General features: G+C 42.1%; 17 protein-coding genes. 7 read left to right on the top strand and 10 right to left on the bottom strand.

The genetic code is table 11. From position 1 onward, the window contains the following. Positions 1–250 precede the first annotated feature (250 nt). Positions 251–430: a hypothetical protein gene (locus tag NAF19_RS18390; RefSeq protein WP_252791794.1), complete on the bottom strand. Its 180-nt coding sequence runs from the start codon at positions 428–430 to the stop codon at positions 251–253. A 522-nt stretch (positions 431–952) separates the two neighbouring features. On the opposite strand from NAF19_RS18390, the gene NAF19_RS18395 reads away from it, so the two are divergent. Continuing rightward, positions 953–3,019: a TonB-dependent receptor gene (locus NAF19_RS18395; RefSeq protein ID WP_252791795.1), complete on the top strand. Its 2,067-nt coding sequence runs from the start codon at positions 953–955 to the stop codon at positions 3,017–3,019. A gap of 49 nt (positions 3,020–3,068) precedes the next feature. On the opposite strand, the gene NAF19_RS18400 is transcribed toward NAF19_RS18395, so the two are convergent. Continuing rightward, a complete protein-coding gene (locus NAF19_RS18400) occupies positions 3,069–5,657 on the bottom strand; it encodes a family 20 glycosylhydrolase (protein ID WP_252791796.1) in 2,589 nt (862 codons plus the stop codon). 348 nt (positions 5,658–6,005) lie between these two features. On the opposite strand from NAF19_RS18400, the gene NAF19_RS18405 reads away from it, so the two are divergent. After that, positions 6,006–6,605 carry a GIN domain-containing protein gene (locus tag NAF19_RS18405; RefSeq protein WP_252791797.1) on the top strand — a complete coding sequence of 200 codons (600 nt, stop codon included), beginning with the start codon at positions 6,006–6,008 and terminating at the stop codon, positions 6,603–6,605. 319 nt (positions 6,606–6,924) lie between these two features. Here the strand turns inward: NAF19_RS18405 and tnpA are convergent, their stop codons facing one another. After that, positions 6,925–7,359: an IS200/IS605 family transposase gene (tnpA, locus tag NAF19_RS18410; RefSeq protein WP_252791798.1), complete on the bottom strand. Its 435-nt coding sequence runs from the start codon at positions 7,357–7,359 to the stop codon at positions 6,925–6,927. A gap of 408 nt (positions 7,360–7,767) precedes the next feature. Here tnpA and NAF19_RS18415 point away from each other — a divergent pair, with 408 nt between their 5' ends. Both NAF19_RS18415 and NAF19_RS18420 read left to right on the top strand, forming a co-directional pair. Continuing rightward, positions 7,768–10,899, top strand: coding sequence for an AsmA family protein (locus tag NAF19_RS18415; RefSeq protein ID WP_252791799.1), 3,132 nt, complete (start codon positions 7,768–7,770; stop codon positions 10,897–10,899). 90 nt (positions 10,900–10,989) lie between these two features. Continuing rightward, on the top strand, positions 10,990–11,454 hold the full coding sequence (locus tag NAF19_RS18420; RefSeq protein ID WP_252791800.1) for a response regulator: 465 nt from the start codon (positions 10,990–10,992) through the stop codon (positions 11,452–11,454). Here NAF19_RS18420 and NAF19_RS18425 read toward each other — a convergent pair. The 5 genes from NAF19_RS18425 to NAF19_RS18445 form a co-directional block, all read right to left on the bottom strand. Continuing rightward, positions 11,431–11,880 carry a response regulator gene (locus tag NAF19_RS18425; protein WP_252791801.1) on the bottom strand — a complete coding sequence of 150 codons (450 nt, stop codon included), beginning with the start codon at positions 11,878–11,880 and terminating at the stop codon, positions 11,431–11,433. The genes NAF19_RS18420 and NAF19_RS18425 overlap by 24 nt on opposite strands. Beyond that, positions 11,880–12,965 (bottom strand): hybrid sensor histidine kinase/response regulator, encoded by a 1,086-nt coding sequence (locus NAF19_RS18430; RefSeq protein WP_252791802.1) that lies wholly within the window; start codon positions 12,963–12,965, stop codon positions 11,880–11,882. The genes NAF19_RS18425 and NAF19_RS18430 overlap by 1 nt, the downstream gene beginning before the upstream one ends. 209 nt (positions 12,966–13,174) lie before the next feature. Beyond that, on the bottom strand, positions 13,175–15,313 hold the full coding sequence (locus tag NAF19_RS18435) for a sensor histidine kinase (RefSeq protein ID WP_252791803.1): 2,139 nt from the start codon (positions 15,311–15,313) through the stop codon (positions 13,175–13,177). 8 nt (positions 15,314–15,321) lie between these two features. Beyond that, positions 15,322–16,086: a methyltransferase domain-containing protein gene (locus tag NAF19_RS18440; protein ID WP_252791804.1), complete on the bottom strand. Its 765-nt coding sequence runs from the start codon at positions 16,084–16,086 to the stop codon at positions 15,322–15,324. 20 nt (positions 16,087–16,106) lie between these two features. Continuing rightward, positions 16,107–16,913: a hypothetical protein gene (locus NAF19_RS18445; RefSeq protein ID WP_252791805.1), complete on the bottom strand. Its 807-nt coding sequence runs from the start codon at positions 16,911–16,913 to the stop codon at positions 16,107–16,109. 444 nt (positions 16,914–17,357) lie between these two features. Here NAF19_RS18445 and NAF19_RS18450 point away from each other — a divergent pair, with 444 nt between their 5' ends. Continuing rightward, positions 17,358–17,804 carry a DoxX family protein gene (locus NAF19_RS18450; RefSeq protein ID WP_252791806.1) on the top strand — a complete coding sequence of 149 codons (447 nt, stop codon included), beginning with the start codon at positions 17,358–17,360 and terminating at the stop codon, positions 17,802–17,804. A gap of 312 nt (positions 17,805–18,116) precedes the next feature. Here NAF19_RS18450 and NAF19_RS18455 read toward each other — a convergent pair whose 3' ends face one another. Both NAF19_RS18455 and NAF19_RS18460 read right to left on the bottom strand, forming a co-directional pair. Next, positions 18,117–19,136: a GlxA family transcriptional regulator gene (locus tag NAF19_RS18455; RefSeq protein ID WP_252791807.1), complete on the bottom strand. Its 1,020-nt coding sequence runs from the start codon at positions 19,134–19,136 to the stop codon at positions 18,117–18,119. A 126-nt stretch (positions 19,137–19,262) separates the two neighbouring features. Then, positions 19,263–20,192, bottom strand: a complete 930-nt coding sequence (locus tag NAF19_RS18460; RefSeq protein WP_252791808.1) for a sugar phosphate isomerase/epimerase family protein — start codon at positions 20,190–20,192, stop codon at positions 19,263–19,265. A gap of 204 nt (positions 20,193–20,396) precedes the next feature. Between NAF19_RS18460 and NAF19_RS18465 the strand changes: the two genes are divergently transcribed. Both NAF19_RS18465 and NAF19_RS18470 read left to right on the top strand, forming a co-directional pair. Next, entirely contained in the window at positions 20,397–20,903 is a 507-nt protein-coding gene (locus tag NAF19_RS18465; RefSeq protein WP_252791809.1) for a GbsR/MarR family transcriptional regulator, read from the top strand. A 64-nt stretch (positions 20,904–20,967) separates the two neighbouring features. After that, entirely contained in the window at positions 20,968–21,906 is a 939-nt protein-coding gene (locus NAF19_RS18470) for an SRPBCC family protein (protein ID WP_252791810.1), read from the top strand. The last annotated feature ends 15 nt before the right edge of the window (positions 21,907–21,921 follow it).

Here is a 21,921-nt window from a genome sequence, read left to right on the forward strand (position 1 = left end):
TAAAGCTTTCGGCTTTGGTCTTTTAGTTTTTAGTTTTCCGCTTTCACCTTATTCCCCCTTTGGCTCTTTTATTAGAATAATAACCAGCCAAATAATCGAAAACGCCTGCACCATTATCATACTGCCGATAATCAGCTGCCCACCGGGCCAGTGGAGTATTTTGAGCACAAGGCCTAGTAATATACCGGCAAAACTTAGGATAAAGAGTATAATGGGATACCTGAAATTAAAAAACATGCGTATAGCCTGGTTAAGGTTTTTGTTTTAACCGTCTTATTATCGTAGGCATCTTGTAGAGGCCGTAGCCAAACAAGGCACCGATAAGCAGGCTGCTCCAGGTTTCGGTCTTGGGGTCGAAATTAAATACCACCACCGTCATCAGTAATATTGCAGCTATGCCAATAAGCAGGTATAAATAAACTTTTTTCATTAAGACTACTTCTAATTCAATTCCGTTGCGAAATTAATTGAAAAATATCGGGATTTAATATTATTTCGGTTGTTGCCCTTCCTGGCGCAGTTGGTGTTGTAGTCAAAGGGGTCTATAATCCCGGGCGGGCGCCGTTTAGGCGAGGCGCAGTACAAGTTTCTGAATACAAGCCAGCAAAGCGTTCCATTTTTGCACGCGGAACACCCGGAACGCTGTGAAACATGCTTATTATCAGTGGTTTTATTTTTACGGGTAACCAATAGATGTAAGTGGCGCTGGTCAATTACTAAGACATTAGCCTTATTTCGAACGCCAATTGCTTTAAGAATTTTAACGTCGAATAATAAGGTGAAAAACTTCGACGTTCACTATTCATTATTTAATTTTTTCCTCGAGTTACCAGGGCATGGAATGCAAATCGCCCCTACAAATCGCCTCATCTCAGCAGCTTATCAAAATCTCACAGTAAACACTAACCCGTTTTTATAATAAATAAACTATTTTTGTTTTCCTGCTTACTCAATGACTCGACTCCTGTTTTGCCTGTTTTTTGCTTCTATTTTGGTGCATACTGCTAATGCCCAGCATTTGCCTGATACCGGTAAGCTTGTCATTGATATAGTTACCGAGCCTGTAACAATTCACGGGTACCTGTCACCCATATATCTGCCAAATGTACCCGCATCGGTAAGCTATATTGGTAAGGGGCAGCTGAGCCGGCAGCCCGATAATTCATTTGTTTCGGTGCTAAATACAGTGCCGGGTGTCCGGGCCGAAGAGCGTTCGCCGGGAAGCTACAGGCTATCAATCAGGGGCAGTTTGTTGCGATCGCCATTTGGTATACGCGATGTAAAGATCTATAACGATGAAATACCACTCACCGATGCAGGCGGCAACACCTACCTCAATGCGCTTGATTTTAACAGCATCAATCATATTGAAATATTAAAGGGCCCGGATGGCAGTTTGTTTGGTGCAAACTCGGGCGGCGTAGTTTTGCTGAACCCTGTTAATTTAAACGACCACGGCAATCACGCCACTGTGGGGCTTAACGGGGGTTCATACGGATTGATACATGAAAATGCCGCCGTGCAGGATAGTAGCGGTAACTACCAGCTTAATTTAAACCAGGGCTTCGAAACATACCACGGTTACCGCCAGCATAGCGATATGCAGCGGCATTTTATACAAATGAGAAACCGTTGGAAATATAATTTTAACGACGAGGTGCGCGTACTCGGCTTTTACTCCGATTTAAATTATAAAACGCCCGGCGGCTTAACGCTGGCGCAATACCAGGCCAACCCGCAATCGGCCAGGCTGGCTACAAAGTTTACGCCAGGCGCTATCGACCAAAATATCGGCATCACTACAAAAGTATTATTGGGCGGCGTGGTTAACGAGTTGCACATTACCCACCAGTTGCGCAATGTGTTGTCGGTTTATGGCACTTATGTTGATTTTTCGAACCCATTTATTACCAATTACGAGCAGCGTTACGAAGGAACTTTCGGCATGCGTACCTATTTTGAATTGAGCAGCGAACCTTTGTCAAACTACTCGTGGAACCTGGATTTGGGACTTGAATGGCAACAAACCAATTCCGACGATAACAACTACGGCAACCGCAAAGGGGTAAGGGACACCGCACAAACGCTGGATAAGATAAACACCAACCAGCATTTCTTCTTCACCCGTTATGCGCTTGATTTGTATAACCGCTTCCATGTTGAAGCTGCACTCAGCTTAAACTTTTACGATTACAAATTCAGGAATGTATACCCCAATGACGAAGCCGCGTTTACCAACCGCCATTTTACGCCTCAACTGATGCCGAGAATAGCCCTTTCCTACAATTTGACGAAGGATTTTATCTGGCGTGCATCTGTAAGCCGGGGTTATTCGACACCAACTACTGCCGAGATAAGGCCGACGGATAACATCATTAACACCAACCTGCAGGCCGAACATGGATGGAACTACGAAACAGGTTTCCGCTTGCACAATGCTGACGGGAGTTTGTACTTTGATATTTCGGCATTTTATTATGTATTGAAAAATGCCATTGTGGTTCGGAACAATGCAAATGAAACCACCTATTACATTAATTCCGGTGGCACGCACCAGCCGGGTGTCGAGTTGTATTTTTCAGATTGGCTGGTACGCCTCAATAGCACTAGCTTTTTACGCGGGCTGCAGTTTAATGAATCGGTAACGCTTGATAAATTTACTTTTACAGGTAATAACAATGGCAATAAGCTGACAGGGGTGCCGCCGCAGGTAGTCATATCAAGCTTACAATTCAGGTTCCCGGAAAATACTTATTTGTTTTTGGAGCATAACTTTACCGGCCGTATCCCGCTAAAAGATGATAACACTGTTTTTGCGTCGCAATATAATTTGTTAGAAGCAAAAGCCGGCTGGGCCATTAAACTAAACCGCAAAACCAAGCTTGACATATACGCCGGTGCGGGTAATTTATTGAACCAAAAATATAGCCTGGGGAATGATTTAAATGCTATCGGAAGCCGGTTTTATAACCCCGCGCCGCCACGCAATTTTTACATTGGTTTTAACGCAGGGTTTTAAAACGGTTCATAACAAAGGCAACCTCACATGCCCATGCTACAATATGTTGTTAGGGAGTAACAGCCTCTGAAACGTTACCACCACGCCCTTTAGTATCAAAAGCTCGGAACTTTATTACATTTCCATCGTTTGTAACAGCATCGTTATACGGTTTGCTTTTTTCATCGGGGTCTTTGCCATTGGTGGTATACCTGATAATTAAGCCCGGAAATTGCACATTCGCTGCATACTTTCCATCCTGTAACACAACCCCCGGCTTGGGAACTCGGTAATTATAGCCGCCGTTAAAATAGCTCAACCTGGGCAACTCGCGTTTGCCCAGCACATTTAAAAAGTTCGACCAGGCAATATTGTACAGCGAATCGCTTTTTGCGGTGTTTTTCTCGGTTGCCCAATCAGGGTCTTTAGCCCAAGCCCGCTCGGCAAAGCCTAACAGGCGGGGCAGCAGCATATATTCCAAACGTTCGGTGCTTTTTATGTTCTCACCCCAAACGGCACTCTGGATACCGAGGATATTACTTTTGCCATATTCGGTAAGGCGTTGTTTGCCAATAAAGATATTACGGTTGAGCGGCAGGCCATCCCTGTCGACCTTTGCGTTTTTAAAATAATCGAACGGAATAAACGAGAAAGGTTTGTCGATATCAGAAAACGCACCCCAATAATAGCCCGGCTCATCGAATGATTTGTAGTGCGCCATGTCGAAATACAAATTGGTAACTGGCGTCAATACGGTTTTGTAACCGGCATTGGCCAGCTTATAGGCCAAATCCTCGATGCCGCCGCCAAGTGTATTGTTCCATACTTCGGCCTGCAGGTGCTCGGGCATAAAATCGGGATTAGGAACATAAAAAGGCTGCCCGTCCAGCGCGGTTTTGCGCAGCGCCATTTCTTCCCATCCTGAGAGATAAAGCCCTTTTGCTTTTATCAGCTGGTTAACACGGCCATAAAAGTAATACCATAAATCGGCGGTGCTTTTTATTTCGGGGTGGGTAGCTTTAAGCGCCAGGTAAGCCGGCGATTTTTCCCAAACATGGGCAGGCACTTCATCACCACCCCAGTTAATGGTTTTTAAGGGGACGCCGGCATCTTTGTACATGCTCACAATATCGCTGATAACCGTCTCCACAAAGTTATAGGTTGATGGCAGGGATACGTCAATTACATTATCCGTCCAGTATTGCGCCGTGCTGTATGCTGATTTATCACCGGCATCGTATAACAAATACTTTTCGGCCTCGGCTTTTTTGCCTTCGGCCATTAACCTATCGTACCGGGCGTTCATCGATTTTATGGCTGCACGGGCGTGGCCGGGGGCCTCAATTTCGGGCATCACCATAATATGCAGCTTATCGGCATATTTTAATATCTCGATAAAATCAGCGCGGGTATAAAAGCCGGTGCCGGTTTTGTTGTCCAACTCGCCGCCTGAGCCGTGTGAGGCAGGCAGAAAATGCTTGCTGTCCAGCGAATGCCCGCGACGACCGCCAACTTCGGTCAATTCAGGTAGCGATGGTATCTCCAAACGCCAGCCCTCATCCTCGGTAAGGTGCATGTGGAACACATTTATTTTATACAGCGCTAGCACATCAAGCACGCGGAAGATTTCTTTTTTAGGCTGAAAGTTGCGGCCAACATCGAGCATAAAAGCACGGTAGGCGAAACGGGGCTCATCTTTTACTTCACAGTAAGGTATTTGAATTTGCTTTTGATGACGAGCAAGTGCGGATGGTGGTATTAGCGTTTTTAAAGATTGAATAGCATAGAATGCCCCTGCGGAGGTAGAAGCCTCAATGATAATTGACGAACTTGATACAGTTAAATGATAACCCTCTGCTCCAAATCCTTCTACCCGATTAATGTTTAGAACTTTCAGGCTACTCGATTTTGGATCGTGATATAATTTTTCACCAAGGATGTTTTCGAAATAGCTTTTTAAATAATTGAATTCTGGTTCAAAGTTGCCTTGAACCTTACTAGCTTTGATTTCAAGGGTATTAAACGTCACTCCTTTATCTAAAACAAAATAGCCCTTGTTTCCCGATTCATCGCCTTCCTTATAACTCACGGGCGTAGGAAACACCTTAGTCAACTGCGTCTCCGGTACATCGGTAATGATTTTATTCTGGTCGTAAACTATTGCCGGGGTAATTAAGCCCGCATAGTTTGGCTTAAATGGTTTGATAGTAAACGCGCCGGTATTGTAGCCTTTATCGGGCTGGTTATCCCAAACTACATAAAAGCCTTCAGGGCCATCGGTTATGGTAATTACCGGGTCTTCGTCGATAAACTCTATGCGTACCGACTGACCGGGTTTTAAATCGGTAAATGTTGCGGTTGGCGTGAGGCTGAATAAGTCGCCGTTCACAAATTTAATGGTGGCATTGCCGGTAACGGTTTGTTCGGCAATTAGACGGGCCGAGTTAAAATACATTTTCCAGCCGGTAGCCGGGAATGTCGCCTTACCATTGTTGGTGATGGTAATTGCGTTTAGTGCCTGCCCCTTTTTGGGGCTATCGTTTTGCAGCGCCTCCCAGGTAATACTGAGGTCGCGGGTATTAAACTTTGGCTCGTCAACAGGCTTGGCGGCTACACTTAAGCAAAAGGCTGCCATTACAGCCACAAGAAAATATCGCATACAAATAAAATTAGGTTGGATTGAGGTAGTAAATATAAGCGATTTATAAAAAATCCGATACTTTTTAAAATATTTTAAGAAGTGTAAAATCAACAGGTAAATTGCTGAGACTTAGCCGCTATAACCGACAACCTGCCCTGAAACACCGATAAACCCCCTGTTTTGATGTATAAATGGGTAAAAAACAGGGATAAACAGGCAAAAAAGGGTTCGACGGGTAAAAAAGCTTGTATGTCTACATTGGTGCGCCTGTGGTCTAATAAGTTTTACGGGGTGAAAAAATCGCTGTTCCTTTGGTCATTGAAAACAACAAACAAACAAAAAATTTAACCGCTAAAACATACAGTCATGAAAACTACAATACTAACCATCGCCCTTTTAACAGCCACTATATTAGGTTTCAACCAATCAGCAAAAGCAGCAACCGGTAAAACCGAAGGAGCCGCCACCACTACTTTAACCAACGTAAGCAATATCAGCGAAATCGAAATTCGCGGTAATGTTGAGCTTTACGTATCAGCCGGTACTGCCGACCAGGTAAAAGTTTACAACAACTACTACTCAAACAATGCATTGGTTCAGGATGACAAAGGCGTGTTGCGCATTGCATCATACAGCACACAAAAATTAACCGTTTGGGTTACTGCTAACCAATTGGCAAAACTAAGCGCATACGATAACGCAACTGTAAAATCATTCGGAAAATTATCTGCCATCAACCTTGACGTCGAACTTTACAACAATGCATCGGCTCAATTAAATATGGATACATTCTCTGCTAACGTTAAAGTTAACGACAATGCAAAAGCTAACTTAACCGGCGATGTTAATGAAGGCAGCCTGAAAGCAAACATCACAGCTAACTTAACTACTAAAGATTTAAAAGTTTCGCACCTGGCTAAAACAGCCGAGGTAAAAAGCGAAGACGTCGAGTTGGCGCTGTTATAATATAAACAAAATATCTAGGACACTTTGATGGGGATGTTTAGCGGAATTTGGCTAAAGCCCCATTTTGCTTTTATAAGAAAACCCTTAACTTCATTGCCGTTGGCTTTACCCAACGGGTAGTAAAAACGAAAGATTGGCTTTAGCCAAAATAGCCTTACAACCGGCTAGCCAGGGATTACATTTCACATTAATCCCTTATAAATTCCACCGTTATTTCAACTTCATTGCCGTTGGCTTTAGCCAACGGATAATATAATTCCCCAAATTGGCTTTAGCCAAAATAACCGGGCGACCGGTCATCCCACGAAAGTGTAGCGAACTACCCCTTTATTAATTCCCACCCATACTTTGTCATAAACTCATCAACCTCGGCATCAAATGACTTTTTTGAATGATGTTTTTCCTGGCCTTTGATATAACCAATTACCGCTGGCACCTGTGACTCACTTATCGAAACCGCGAAATAATCATCCTGCCAGCTAAACTTTTCGGCAATCATTTTATTTTGATTAATCCAAAACGACGATTCACCTTTTATGAGTTGGCTAACCTTTGCTATTGTTTGATCTTTTCCTAATGAAATAAGGCAGTGAATATGTTCTTTATGCCCATTAATGGCTTGTAAAAAAATGCCCTTTTCCAAACAATTTTCAGAAATATGCTTATAAACATCATTCCTGATTTCTTTTTTCAAATAGGGTTCTCTGTTTTTAGTAGCAAACACCAAATGCACCCATATTTTTACAAATGACATAGTGTGACAGGTTAAATTTATAATGTTAAATATAAAATATTTTAGCGTGGTTTACCATGTACCTATTCAAATGCTTATAACCGATTTAACATGCATATCGTAATTTGGCTAAAGCCGAATGATGCGTTCTTGCAGTCCGTCGGCTAAAGCCGACGGCAATGAATTATTTTTATCTCCCAATCGTTGCGCCGGTTTGCTAAAGTTACAATGCGAATGGAGTAATTGAAATTGCGGCTGTTTCCTTTTCTAATTTCAACACAATAAAAAACCCTCATCCTCTGTCATATTAACCTGCCGTTAAATATCACCCTTCCATCCAAAAAATTCCATATTGTTTAGTTATTTTGCAGTACCGAATCCATGATAGGGTTTGTGTCAATCTTTAATTGCCCTTCACAATTGATATTTATGAGCCTATCCGCCAAAAAAGTCATATTCAAAACGCTGAAAATAACCGGCATTACTATCGGTTCGCTGCTTATTCTTTTATTTGCGTTGCCCTGGCTGTTCCCGCAAACGGTAAGCAATAAAATAAAGCAATTTGCAAACGGGAGCATTAATGGCAAGCTGGATTTTTCCAAAACAAGCCTGTCGTTTTTTAAGCATTTTCCAAACCTTACCCTTACTTTATACGACCTCGACCTGCACGGAAGCGCGCCCTTTGATAAAGACACACTTGTCGCCGCCAAAGAGGTTTCATTCGGGATTGATTTGACCACCCTGTTTGAAAAAAAGCTGACGATTAACAAAGTATTTTTGAGCGATGCTTTTATAAATATCCAGTCTGACACTGCCGGCCATGTGAACTACAACGTTTATAAAGGCAAAGGCAATAACGCAGCCCCAACGGATACCGGCAGTGCATCATTAGGTATTAACCAGATATTAATTGAAAACAGCCGGCTGGTTTATAATGACCGCTCGCTGCCCATGAAGTTTGTGGCGCGAGGGATAAGCTACTCGGGCAAGGGGGATTTGAGCAAGGATGTGTTCGATCTTTATACCCACACCGAAATGAAGTCGGTTGATTTTTATTATTTTGACGTGCCTTATGTAATCAACAAAACGCTGAATGCCGATTTGGTAACCGAGATAAACACCAAATCGCTGGCATTCTTTTTCCAGAAAAACGACCTGCTGCTGAATAAGCTGCCTGTTAATTTTATAGGCAAGTTTGCGTTTTTAAAGACTGGCTATAGTATGGATTTTGCCATAAACTCGCAAGACAGCCGGCTGGAGGATATTGTAAGCGCACTTCCGCCAGAATACTTAAAACGGCTGGATAATACCGAGGTAAAAGGCAACGGCAATATTAAGCTAAAGCTGGCCGGTCTTTACAATGCAGCCGACAGCACCCTGCCCAGTTTAAGCCTTAACATTAAGATACGCGACGGCTATATCAACAATAAAAAAGCACCGTCGCCCATCAGCAACCTGTATATGGATTTTGACACCCAGTTGCCTGGCCTGGACCCTGATAGTTTACAGGTTAATTTGGATTCGTTGCACCTTAACATGGGCAAGGATTATTTAAACTCGGTGCTCCACATTAAAGGCGCGTCAAAGCCACTTATTTACGCCAAGCTGAATACCGAGCTCGACCTTGAAAAATGGAACAAGGCATTCGGCATAAAAGCGGTGGATTTAAAGGGCCGGTTTGCTTTAAACATGCTGGCGCAGGGCAGGTATACTACCGCCATAAAACGCACGGGTACTATACACAAAAGGGTAGATACGGTTATTACCAGCATCCCAAAATTCAGCGTAAAATCAACTTTCAGCAACGGGTATATCAAATATGCAAGCGTACCCGAGGCGGTTAAAAATATCAGCTTTAACATGACCGCCGATTGCCCGGATAACAATTATGAGCATACCAGCTTCGCCATAAATGATTTGAATGCTAACGTGCTTGAAAACTTTATAAAAGGCCATTTTAAAATGACGGCGGCGCCCGGCTTCCCGATGGATGCTGCTTTACAGGCTAAGTTTAATATGGCAGATATCCGGAAAGTTTATCCTATCGATAGCCTGGGTGTTTCATTGGCCGGTAACCTGGCGGCCAATTTGGAGACAAAAGGCAAATACCTACCCGCTAAAAAAGTATTCCCGGTTACTAAAATCAATATCAACCTGCAAAATGGGCAGATAAAAACAAAATATTACCCGCACCCAATTGAAAATATACAGGTAAACACCAACATCACCAACAGCACAGGCACGCTGGCCGGGATGAAGGTGCTTATCAAACCGGTATCGTTTATGTTTGAAGGCAAGCCTTTTGCGTTTAGCGCCGATTTAAAAAACTTTGATAACATAAATTATAAAGTAAACTCATCGGGAACGCTTGATGTGGGCAAAATTTACCAGGTGTTTGCCGTTAAAGATTATAATGTGCACGGGCTGATAAAAACCAAACTGTCATTAAACGGCAGGCAGAGCGACGCCGCGGCAGGCAATTATGCAAAGCTTCATAATTCCGGTTCCATGGATGTGAAAAACCTGGCGGTAACATCGGCGCTGTTCCCCAAACCATTCTTAATTAATAACGGCCTGTTTAGCTTTAAGGACGACAAGATGATGTTTGATGCCTTTAAAGCTACCTACGGTAAATCAACAATTTCCCTAAACGGTTCGATATCGAATGTTATTGAGTATGCCACCAAGCCAGGCTCGGTACTTAAAGGGACTTTAAACTTTGGCAGTCCATTACTTATTGCTGATGATTTTATGGCCTTTGCTAGTACTTCGCCAACCCAAAGCGGGCATCCCGGCGCGGCAACATCTGGCGTAATTATGGTGCCTAAAACGCTTGATTTAACCTTTACTGCCGATGTAAAAAGCGTTAAATACAACGGCCTCGATATTAAAGATGCCAAAGGGCAAATGGCCATCACAAATGGCAACATCGTATTAACGCAAACAGGCTTTACAATTATTGATGCCCCGGTAACCATGGATGCCACTTACAGCAGCCAGAGCGAAAAGAAAGCTACATTTGATTACCACATCAGCGCCAAACATTTCGATATACAAAAGGCCTACAAACAAATAAAATTGTTCCGCGATATGGCCACCTCGGCAAAGAGTGCGCAGGGCATGGTATCCCTTGATTATAAGCTAAGCGGCAGGTTAAACAGCAATATGCAACCCGTTTATCCGTCGATAAAAGGCGGCGGTGTGCTATCAGCCGAAAAAGTAGCTTTCCACGGGTTTAAACTTTTTGGCTCAGTTGCCAAAGAAACCGACCATAAAATAGATAGCGGAGATGCCAAAAAAGTGAATATCGAAACTACTATCGCCAACAATATCATCACCATAAAACAAACTAAAATGCGTATGGCCGGCTTCCGGTTAAAGTTTTCGGGTCAGGTTAGTTTTGATAATGTGCTGAACCTGCAATTCAGGCTGGGCCTGCCGCCATTTGGTATTTTCGGTATCCCGATGACGATAACCGGTACGCAGGCTAACCCTAAAATACGGTTAGGCAAGGCCAAAAAAGATGATGAAATTAAGGAGACAGAGGATAACGGGGAGTAAGCAGTTTTACTTCAAAACACAGACGGATATTAGGTACATAAAAGTATTATAGTTAACTTAGTATTATAGTTGTATAATAAGTTAAATAGCATGTCGGCGGATAAAATAACTATACTTTATGTAGATGACGAGGAAAACAATTTGTTTTCTTTCAAGGCAACTTTCAGGATTAAATACAATGTTCTTACCGCACTCAGCGGCGATGGTGCCTTAGCAATATTGGAGAAAACTTTGGTGCATATTATTGTCACTGACCAGCGCATGCCGGGAATGACGGGCGTTGAGTTTTTAGAAAAAGTACTGGAAAAATACCCCGACCCGATGCGGATTCTTTTAACGGGCTATGCGGATATGGATGCAGTGGTAGATGCGGTTAACAAAGGAAAAATTTTTCATTACCTGGCAAAGCCGTGGGATGAAGAAGAGCTGGATTTAACTATACAGTCGGCCTACGCAAAATACCTGGAAAAACTACAGTTAAAAGAGACAAATGCAAAGCTGGAAGTATCAAATGAACAACTGGAGTTTTTACTACGGCAAAAGCTTCTTTCCTGACAGAACTATTTTTTCATCAGCTAACCCCATGTTTTTTAATAGCGACAACAGTTTTTCAATTGTAAAGGGTTTTTCAATAATGCTCCCTACTATTCTTTTATTAAATTCCGTATGTATATCAGCCGGGGCCCTTGTTGCCGATAAGATAGATAGTATAATAACGGTATAGCAATCCTGTATTTGCGGGCTGAATTTTTCAAACTCCTCGATAAACTGAAAGCCGTTCATTAGCGGCATCTGTATATCAAGCAAAATGATAGTAGGCTTGGTCTTAACGCCTTGCTCTTTTATTGCTTCAAGAGCATTATTTGCATTTTGAAAAGATATTATATCCAGATTTTTAAAAGCGCGCTCAATAACCTTTTGAATAACAAAGCAATCAAGTTCGCTGTCGTCAATAATAATAAATGAAAATTCTTTATCCATCAGATAGAAGGAATTATTATTTTGAATGTTGTTCCCTTGTGCAGAACAGAGTTAACTTCGATATTGCCGCCTAACTTTAGTATTGCACTTTTAACATTGTACAAGCCAAAGCCCGATCCGGCCTCCTGGAAATTTGCGCGGTAAAACAAGTCAAATATTTCCCCGATATGATTTCCCAAAATGCCAATACCTGTGTCTTTTACATAAATTATTGCCTGGTTTTTATGCACCTCGATACTTACTTCTACAGATTTATTAGTGCTTTTTTTATCCTGGTATTTAAACGCGTTTGATAATAAATTATTAAGAATAAGCCTTAGCGGGACCTCATCGCTCCTGAAAACTTCTCCCTGGTCGACGGTTGTGGTAAACACAATTTTATTTGATTTTGAAATCACCATATACATGGCTTTCAAATCATCAATAATTTTATTAAAATCAATATTTGTTATTTTTAATTCACCCCTTTGTAAACTATAGTAGTCGTGCATACTTAAAATATAAGTATCGAGCTTTGTCAACGATTTTCCCATCAAAAACAACATCTCCTTTATCTCCTCAATATCGTCGATCTCGCCCGCCAGGTTGATGGCCCCCAGCATACCCGAAAGCGGGCCCCTGATGTCGTGACTAACGCTATAGGCAAACTTGGTTAATTCGGCATACGCTTTTTGTAGCTCCTCATTTTTAACCATTAGCATTGAGTTGGCCGTATAAAATTTATTGGCCTCATCTATCGATGAAAGGATGTCGGCCTCGGCCCACGGTTTTTTTACGTACCTGAATATGTTGCCCCTGTTTATAGCTTCAATTATTGATTCAACATCCGTATAAGCCGTGAGCAGGATGCGAACAGGAAGGGGGTGGCTGATCCGGATCTCCTCAAAAAAATCAACCCCGGTTTTACCGGGCATGCGTTGATCGCAAAAAATAATTTTAATATCAGGATTATTGTCCAGGTAATTTATTGCCTGTGGAATGTTTACCGCTGTCAGTACATGATAATCCACCCTAAATGATGCTTTAAAGCCTATAAGGTTACCAGGCTCGTCATCTACATACAAAATTTTTATTTTCTCAGCCACTGTGTTACAGTTTAGGTGATTTACAGGTAAACCAATTTACTTCAATTTACTATCAAATATAACGGATATGTAGCGATTAAAAATGATCGGGACGGTATAAATAAATGATTTCTGTCAGCATTTGCCTGGTTATCAGGCTCTGGGCATTAACCTAATGGTATTAACAAGTGTAATATCATATAGGATTTGCTTTAGCCGGTCCCCAATATTTAATGATTTATGGGTATTTGTAAAACAAACGCAGCTCCCTCGCCGGGTATACTGTCAACGCGTATTGTTCCATTATGTTTTTTAATTGTATTATATGCAATTGACATCCCTAAGCCGGTACCCTCTCCCACGTCTTTAGTAGTAAAAAAAGGCTCAAACAGCTTTTTCTGAGTCTTGTCATCCATACCCATTCCATTGTCTTTTATGGTGATAAATACATTTTTTTCGTCGCGATTGGTTAAAATGTTTATTTCGCCACCTTCGTTCTCTCCGAATTTTTTATGTACTGCGTAAACTGCATTCGAGATAATATTCAAAAACACCTGGTTCATCTTGCCGGCATAGCATTCTACCTTTGGCAGATCGCCGTAGTGTTTAATTACCTTTATTTTGTTCAGCATATTATTTGCAATAATCATTGTCGATTCAAGCCCTTCATTAATATCGGCTTTCTTTAGATCGTCCTCATCCAGCCGCGAAAATATTTTCAGTCCTTTAACAATTTCGGCAGTACGGGTGGCGCCTTCGTTTATTCCCTTTACCAAATGTTTTATTTCGTGGGTTAGGTAATCAAAGTCCAGTTCTTCCTTATATTCTTTTATCTGTTTTTGTTTATCAGCCGGTGAGGAATCTGATATGCCTACATTTTCAATAACCGTGAGTGCCTCCAGCATTATTTCAATGTCGCGGTTTAATGGCTTTATGTTCGAGGTAACAAAATTTATCGGGTTGTTAATTTCGTGAGCTATACCTGCAGTTAACTGGCCCAGCGAAGCCATTTTTTCTGCCTCTACCAGCTGGCTTTGGGCCTGTTTTAAATCTTCAAGGGTTTGGTTCAGTTCCAGGTTTGATTCGCTTAATGCAGTTGTGCGTTCCGTCACCTTTAGTTCCAATATTACATTCTGTTCTCTTATTATACGCTCATTCTCCATGGCAATACTCAGGGCCTCGGCTTGTGATTCTGCCTTTTCGCGTTTTAAAATATTTATCCTGTCGGCCAAACCAAAGGATAGCAAGGCCATTTCTATTACCGAGGCGCCCTGCATAGAATAGCTGGTAAATGTATTATAGGGTAAAACGCCGTTATCTTTCAGTGCAAATATGATGGCCCCTATAAGTAAAACTGACCACGAAAAGAAAACGAACTTAGCCGGCCGGTACCCCTTCCGCATCACAATGGCAGAAACGATCAGGATGCTAAAAGCAAACAAAGTGGTCGACAGTTGCATAAGTTGAAAGCCAACTTGCACCATGCCGGCAAGTGTAAGCAATAGCGCTGTGGATAGCAGGACGATAACTATAATAAGGACAACATCAAATTTCCTGGCTCGTTGCCTTGTTGAGAGAAACGACCTGGTAAACAGGGTCGCTGCTATCGCTCCCAGGCAGGCAAAAAGTATTACGCTTTTTAGTTCAAACGCGGGAAAATTCCCCCACAAGTATTGGAAGGTAAACCCTTTAATTCCAATCTGGGTAAGGCCAACCGACGCAACGTAGGTAACATAGTACAGGTAACTTTTATCTTTAACTGTAAAAAAGATAAAAAGGTTATACAAAAACATTATTAATACCGCACCTAAAAAGATCCCCGACAACTGGTTTTCTTTACTTAGGAATTGCCATAAATCGGTTTTTTGGTTTATCGATATTGGCAAGATCAATTGCTCGGAACTTTTAATCCGCAGGTAATAGGTTTTGCTGGTATTGTAGGGGGCATTAAGGTCGAAAATATAATCGGGGTGCTGGTATTGGCGGGTATCGAAATTCCTGATCTCGCCCATTAAAATGCCCTGGTAATGATTTTGTGCGTCCGGCGCAAAAAACTCCACTTCATCAAGTATCGGGTAAGCTACATCCAAAAGCAGGTCAGCGTTTTTAGTTTGATTGGTAACTGTAAACCGTAACCATGTACTAACTGCAGAGAATCCAAGATTGGGGACATCTTTATCGTATTGTTTGAACCCTGCAGACCGGACTACATCTGCAAAGGTAAGTTCCTGTGTGCTTTGCAATACTGAAATTTGCCTGCCAATCATAATCCTTCCGTCTGATTCATGGATGATTACATCAGCGCTTGCCCGGGTATTGACAAACAGGAAAGAAAGACAAATTAATAACCTGAAAAAATGCGTAGCCATATTGGTTATTATTTAATGCATGACGCGATTACAAGGTTAACAGAACAGGCGAAATAGTGCCCGTCGTCTGCTTTTTGCAACGCGTCGGTGAAAGCCCGGCCGTCCTCTTCCCGGATATGGCCTTTTTCGGCTGCCTCAGTTATCATTTGCTCTATCTTGAAAAGTTCGTTTGCCGTTTTTAAATTATCAGTAACAAAAGGATGTATTTCAAATTGGATGTTCCTGAAATTATTTTGCTGTAAATAGCTGACGAGTTTTGCGGCCGCAAAACCGTTGTTTATTTTGACATCGGTATAATAGGCATTTACCTTTTTTTGTACATCAACAAACTTCGTGTAAAAAGATAAGCTGCTCCAATCGGTTTCAATAATAACTAAAGGGCAGTCCTTTTTTAGTATCCTGCTGACTTCGCCTATTACTTGCTCCGGGTTAGTCAGATGCTGTATCACCCGTTCGGTCCTTAGCCCCGATATTGTTTCATCCCCGAATGGCAAAGGATAAGCCTCGGATAATATAAAATCAACATTGCTGACTTCTTTTGATTGTTCTTTTGCCTGTTGAAGCATCACTGGGTCGTGGTCGATGCCGATTACTTTAACATCCTTGCCCGTTATTTTCGCCAGTTCAATAACATCATTCCCTGCCCCGCACCCAAGGTCGATAATAGTTCCGCTGTTTATCTTTTGAAAAAAAGTATAAGAGTGCTCTTTTAAGTTTAGCAACAGTCGCCTTGAATTTTGCAGATAGTTGATATCGTAGTGTTTGTTTGCCATGGTATGATGAAGTTAAGGTATTAAAAACTGATGCTTTCCTCTTGAATTTCTGATTCTAAAAACGCACTTTCTGCTGCTGCTATAGTATGGAATAAATCCCACCTGTTAAGATGAGGGATACCGAGTTCAAAATCTATTGTTATCTCTTTTTTCTTTAATTCATGTATCCTTAAGCTATCGGGATTAGCCCGCATTTGCATTATTGCAAGCTTATCCTCCTCAGCAGCCAGGCTTAAATCCGAAACATCTTTTAAAATCATGGCTGTTGCAATAAGGTCGAGTTTAGGGTAATAAAAGGTTCCGTTATTGCCGATATTATCTACCAGCACCATTCCGCAATTTACAACAGGTTTTACAGTATATGGTGCACATAATGCAAAAAGTGATTGTAACCCTATTTGTGATGAAATTGCTATAAGTGTCCGTATAAGCAATGGCGTCCCTATTCCGTACCCGGCAAGTTCGTGCGAATTCCATAGCCCGCAAATTTCACCGGTACCTTGTTTTGAAAAATCCCAAACAAGTTTAAATATTCCGGGGTCCATTGTGCCTGTTGCCTGCTCTATTGGTAATGGTTCAGACCCGCCGGCAACATGTACCCTTGCACCTCCATATAAAGTTTTCCCGTCTTTCGATTCTACAATTATTACAAAAACTGCAGGGTTTTTTGCCCACCCATTTTTTGAAGAGGTAACCTTTGTAACACCAATACTCGTTAAAACGGCTGTGTGCCCTTCAATAAATAGCTCACAGGTTTCCGGCTCGTCAATTGCCCTAAAGGCCCGAAGCCTTAATTCGGGCGTGCTTTTTTTAAAATGGTCTTCCATTTGTCGGATTTTTTTTCAAATCACGACCGCCCCCCTCAAAATCAATAAAATAAACCGATAGGCCAGATTAACTCCCTGAGTTAAATCAACAGGTCCTATCAGTTAATCAAATCCGCCTGTTTTTTCCAATGAAAGCGAAAAGCAGTTAAAATCAACTAGTAATTAGTTTAAATTTCAATAACCATTCTTACGTAATTTGCCGCGGAATAGATATACTTATAGCGCTTTTTTTACTGCAGGAATGAATAATAATAGCGATCAAATATCGGCAAAATACAACACATAACTATTTAAATTATCGTAATGAATTAAATGGGCGAAATTTCCGGTGTGCTGCAAATTAAATCCCCCGTTTAGGGTTAGCGTCTTTTTGGTCCAATACTTTAACTTTAAGCTATTGATTTAAAGCGCGTTGGAAAAGCAATCCTTTGTCCAATGACTATTATGAGTGATGTATACCGTAACAAGCCGGTTGTTAAAACCAATACGTTTTGGGATGTTATCCTGCTCATTCTTCGTGTTTGGTTCGGGTACGTAATGATGAAAAACGGAAAGGTTTTTTTTGAGTTGTTTGCATCAAATGGCGACCGCCAATTTTTTGAGAGCCTGTTTGTTGGTAACAACATGCGTTTCCCGCTTCCGTTAATAATAGCTTTCGAAGCAAAAGGAGCCGAGTTTTTTGGTGGGTTATTCGTTTTTTTAGGCCTGTTTACCCGTTTCGGCGCTGGGCTGGTTGCCCTTACTATACTGATCATAACGCTAACAGCCAATGTGGAAGGAAACAAGACCTTTGATGGCACAATTGCGGTGTCGTTTTGTTTATTTGCTATTGTATTTATGTATTGGGGCGGTGGCAAGTACACGATAGATTCGCTGTTTAAGAACACGTAATTACCATTAGGTATGGCCAGAATACGCCTTAAATTTTTTTCCGGATACTCGGTTTACCTATAAATGTAATAGCAATGTAAATAATACCTATTAAATCTATATACTTTGTAGTATTTAAAATTGTTTCTATATTTGCCAGTGTAATGACTGACCATTACAGCACAGGGGGCCGGTTGCCGGGGAAACATCTTTTAATTGCAATTGAGATGGTTACCCGGAGATGGTTCGAATCCATCCCCTGTAACCACTCTTCATAATTTAGGTTTATAATTGGTTAGAATGAGCTCCCGCCCTCCGGGGGCTCTTCTTTTTTTAATTAAGCATCCCGCTGTTACTATAAATATCAACACCTATGTATTCGGGAATGTCGCGGCTGTATTTTTTACGGTAGTCCTGCGGGGTTAGGCCGGTTATCTTTTTAAATACCTCACGGAAGGTTTTAATATCGTTATAGCCGGCATCGTACATCAAAATATTAATATTCTGCGCACCTTTTTCGAGGGCTTTTTTGGCAGCCTCTATTTTTACACGCTGCAGGTATTCAAAAGGGGTGTTTTGGGTCGCTTTTTTAAACCTGCGGATAAAATTACGCTTGCTCATGTTGGTATGATCTGCAATTTCATCAATGTTAAGCTGTTGCTGGTGGTTTTGTTCGATGTAATGCTGAGCCTTCAATATATCAGCATCGTTATGCTGGTGCTGGCCTTTAAATACCGCAAAGTGCGATTGGCTCGTCCTGTCCATATCCAGGCTGAACATCTTGCTGGCCCAAACACCGATATCGCGCCCCAGAAATTTATCCAGCAGGTACAATACCAGGTTTAACGACGAAAATGCGCCGCCGCTGGTATAAATACCCCTGTCGTCTGTTATCACCATGTCCGACAGGAAATTCACTTCAGGATAGCGGCTGGTAATATCATCCTTATCAAACCAGTGCGATGTGCATGAGCGGCCATTAAGCAAGCCCGCTTCAGCCAAAAAGTAGCTGCCTGAACATAAGCTTGCCACTTCTGCTCCTTTTTTGTTCATGCTGCTTACCCAATCGATAAGTTTTTGATGCTTTTGCGGAGTTGTTCCCCTGTCACCATAAAATGCCGGAACGATGATAAGACCTGGCTGGGCTACACTCTTAAAATCGCTGTACCCGATATAGGGCTCGGGATTACGCATGAAATTATTTTCCGGGGTTTCGCCTACCAGGTTAACTCTAAAAGGCAACGCCTTGCCTGTTTCTTTAAACAGGCGGTTGGTATGGATAAACATATCCATGGCTCCCGACACTGTCGACAGCACGGCATCTTCATGAATTAAAATCGCAACTTCTTTCATAGGTTATTGTGGTATAATTCAAATATAACAATTCATTTGGCACAAAAACAACCATTAGGGGCAAATTATACACGATTGATTTGACAACTTTTTAAAAGTTGTCAAATCAAAAGGCATCGGGTCAAACTAAGCTAGAGCATTTTTAGCGTACTCGCGGCATTTAATAACCTCCTTAACCGCGTCCGAGCCGGCAGGGATGTTATATTCCAACTCGATAGTAGCCGGGAATTTATATTTTTTCTTTTTCATCAACGCTAATACTTCCTTGATCGGTGTATCGCCCTGGCCCCATGGCGCGTTCGGCCCGTTTTTAAATTTGCGGTCTTTGATGTGCATGCTCACAATCCTGTCGCTATTTTTCAGAATAAAGTCTACAGGGCTGCTGCTGGTGCCCGCAACATAGTGCCCGATATCAAGGTTAATGGCATTGTAGTCCGATTGACGCAGTGCCGTGTCCCATAACGTTGGAGTAGCCTGTGTATGGGCATGATAGCCGACATATATTTTATGCTCGGTGGCTTTGTCGCCCAGGCGCTGGGTTAATTCATCATCTTCGGGCAATTCTACAGTAACATGGGTACAGCCAAGGGCGCCGGCTGCGTTAAATGCGTAGTTAATTTCGGCATCTGTGTTTTTTGAGCCAAGTGCGTTGGGTTTCCAGGCGTATATCTTAATGCCTGCATCGTTGTACATTTTGCGTATCTCTGCAAACTTATCCATTGGTGCATTCATGCGCCAGTCGGCCATTTTAGCGGCAAAATCAGTGCTGCCACTTGTATACTTTGGTGCGCCGGCATAGGCTTCGGCTGCATCGCCCATCAGCTCAATGGCGTTAATATTGCAATCTTTGCAGTACTGCAACAACTGCTCAACACTGCCCGGCATACTGCGGAAGGAATAGGTAATAACGCCGATTTGCACGCCGTTTATCAGTGAATTTGGTTTGTCGGCAAAAATTGAGTTGGCGAACGATGTTTTTGAGGCGAGGGCCATCCCTGCCGCCGCGAGCATACCGGTGCCGATAAACCGGCGCCGCGAAAAGTTTTCTGTTTTCATAACGGGTTATAATAGTTAATGAATTATTGGTTTGGTTTTATTTGGTGATCAAATTTAGTTTATTTATTACCAAAGCCCAAGGTGGTTTGGTAACGATTTTATTAGATGTTGACGATATATCAGCGGCAAGCGTGACAGAATTACTAAATTTAAAATAAACTTTCATTATATTTTGAAAGTTCGATAATATATATACCTTTGTGTATGGAATTAACCGAGGCAAGGCAGAAATTTATAGAGGCGTGGGGCAAGTTAGGTTCTGAATGGGGCATCAACCGCACTATGGCCCAGGTGCATGCCCTGCTGCTGATTAGCCCGGAAGCTTTAACTACAGAGGAGATCATGGAATCGCTCAGTATATCGCGCGGCAATGCAAACATGACCTTGCGCGACCTGATAAACTGGGGCCTGGTTGAAAAACAGCACAAGCCCGGCGAGCGTAAAGAATACTTTTTTGCCGATAAAGACGTGTGGAACATTGCCCGGCAGGTGGCCAAAGAACGCCGCAAACGCGAGCTTGACCCGGTAATTAAAATTTTGGACGAACTTTCGAAAGTACAAGGAGATGCTAAAGACCCCGCTTTTAAAACCTTTAATAAATCGGTTACCGATATAAATAAACTGGCCAAAAACGTCGACAAAACCCTTGAGACTATGATTAAGGCAGATGAAAACTGGTTTTGGAGTTCGGTTTTAAAAATCTTTAAGTAGATTTTTTTTATGATGATATATTTCAAAAATTACTGAAAATTCGAAATAATATAACCTAGATATAATGAACGAAGTTTTTACCCCCAAACGGCTGGGTTTTTTGGTGCCTCATGTATTTGCCATGGCTGTCATCGGCTTGACCAAATATACCTGGGTTGAAAGTGGCGTGCTCGTATTCTCCGAATTTATCATTGTTCCGGTGGTGATGGGGATAATAAGCGCCTGGTTTTGGCGGAATTTAGCGTTGCCGGGGCGGAAGCTATCATTGTTTGTCATCTATAATACTTTTATTGCCGCCTTCGCCAGTGCGGTATTTTTGGGCGAAGGTTCTATTTGCCTGCTTATTGTTTCGCCGCTTATTTTTGGCTTTATGGTAATGGGCGCTTTTATTGGCGCCAGTATGTTCAAGCGTAACAATCAAAAACTAAACGTAAGCATTATTGCGGCGTTACTATTTATTTTTGTCGCCGACTCGCTATCAACTCACCATTACGAAAATATGGTATCTGATACCATCACCGTAAATGCCCCGCCCGACAAGGTTTGGAAAAACGTAGTAGCTTTTAAAAGGATTAAGCAACCAAATAAATACTGGTTGTTCCGCATTGGGATGCCGAGCCCTGTGGAGTCGACCGTTACGGGATATTATGAGGGTGCCGGCCGCAAATGCATTTTTAGCAACGGTTACATTTTTGATGAAAGAATAGCGACCTATCAGCCAGGCGTTAATCTTACGTTTGATGTTACCCACCAGCCCCGGGACCCGGAGATAATGAACCACATAGACATTTTACGCGGCCAGTTTTTATTGAAAGACAATCATGACGGCACTACCACGCTTACCGGTAACAGTTGGTACAGGCTATACGTTTTCCCGGTTTGGTATTACGATATTTGGGCCGAAAGTATTACCCGCAACGTGCATTTAAGAGTAATGGAGCATATTAAGGAGTTGAGCGAGATGGGAGCCAATAGTCTTGAGTCGAAAGTCTTAAGTCGCTGATATTAATTAAATTGT

The organism is Mucilaginibacter flavidus, assembly GCF_024055575.1.
Taxonomy (GTDB): Bacteria; Bacteroidota; Bacteroidia; order Sphingobacteriales; family Sphingobacteriaceae; genus Mucilaginibacter; species Mucilaginibacter flavidus.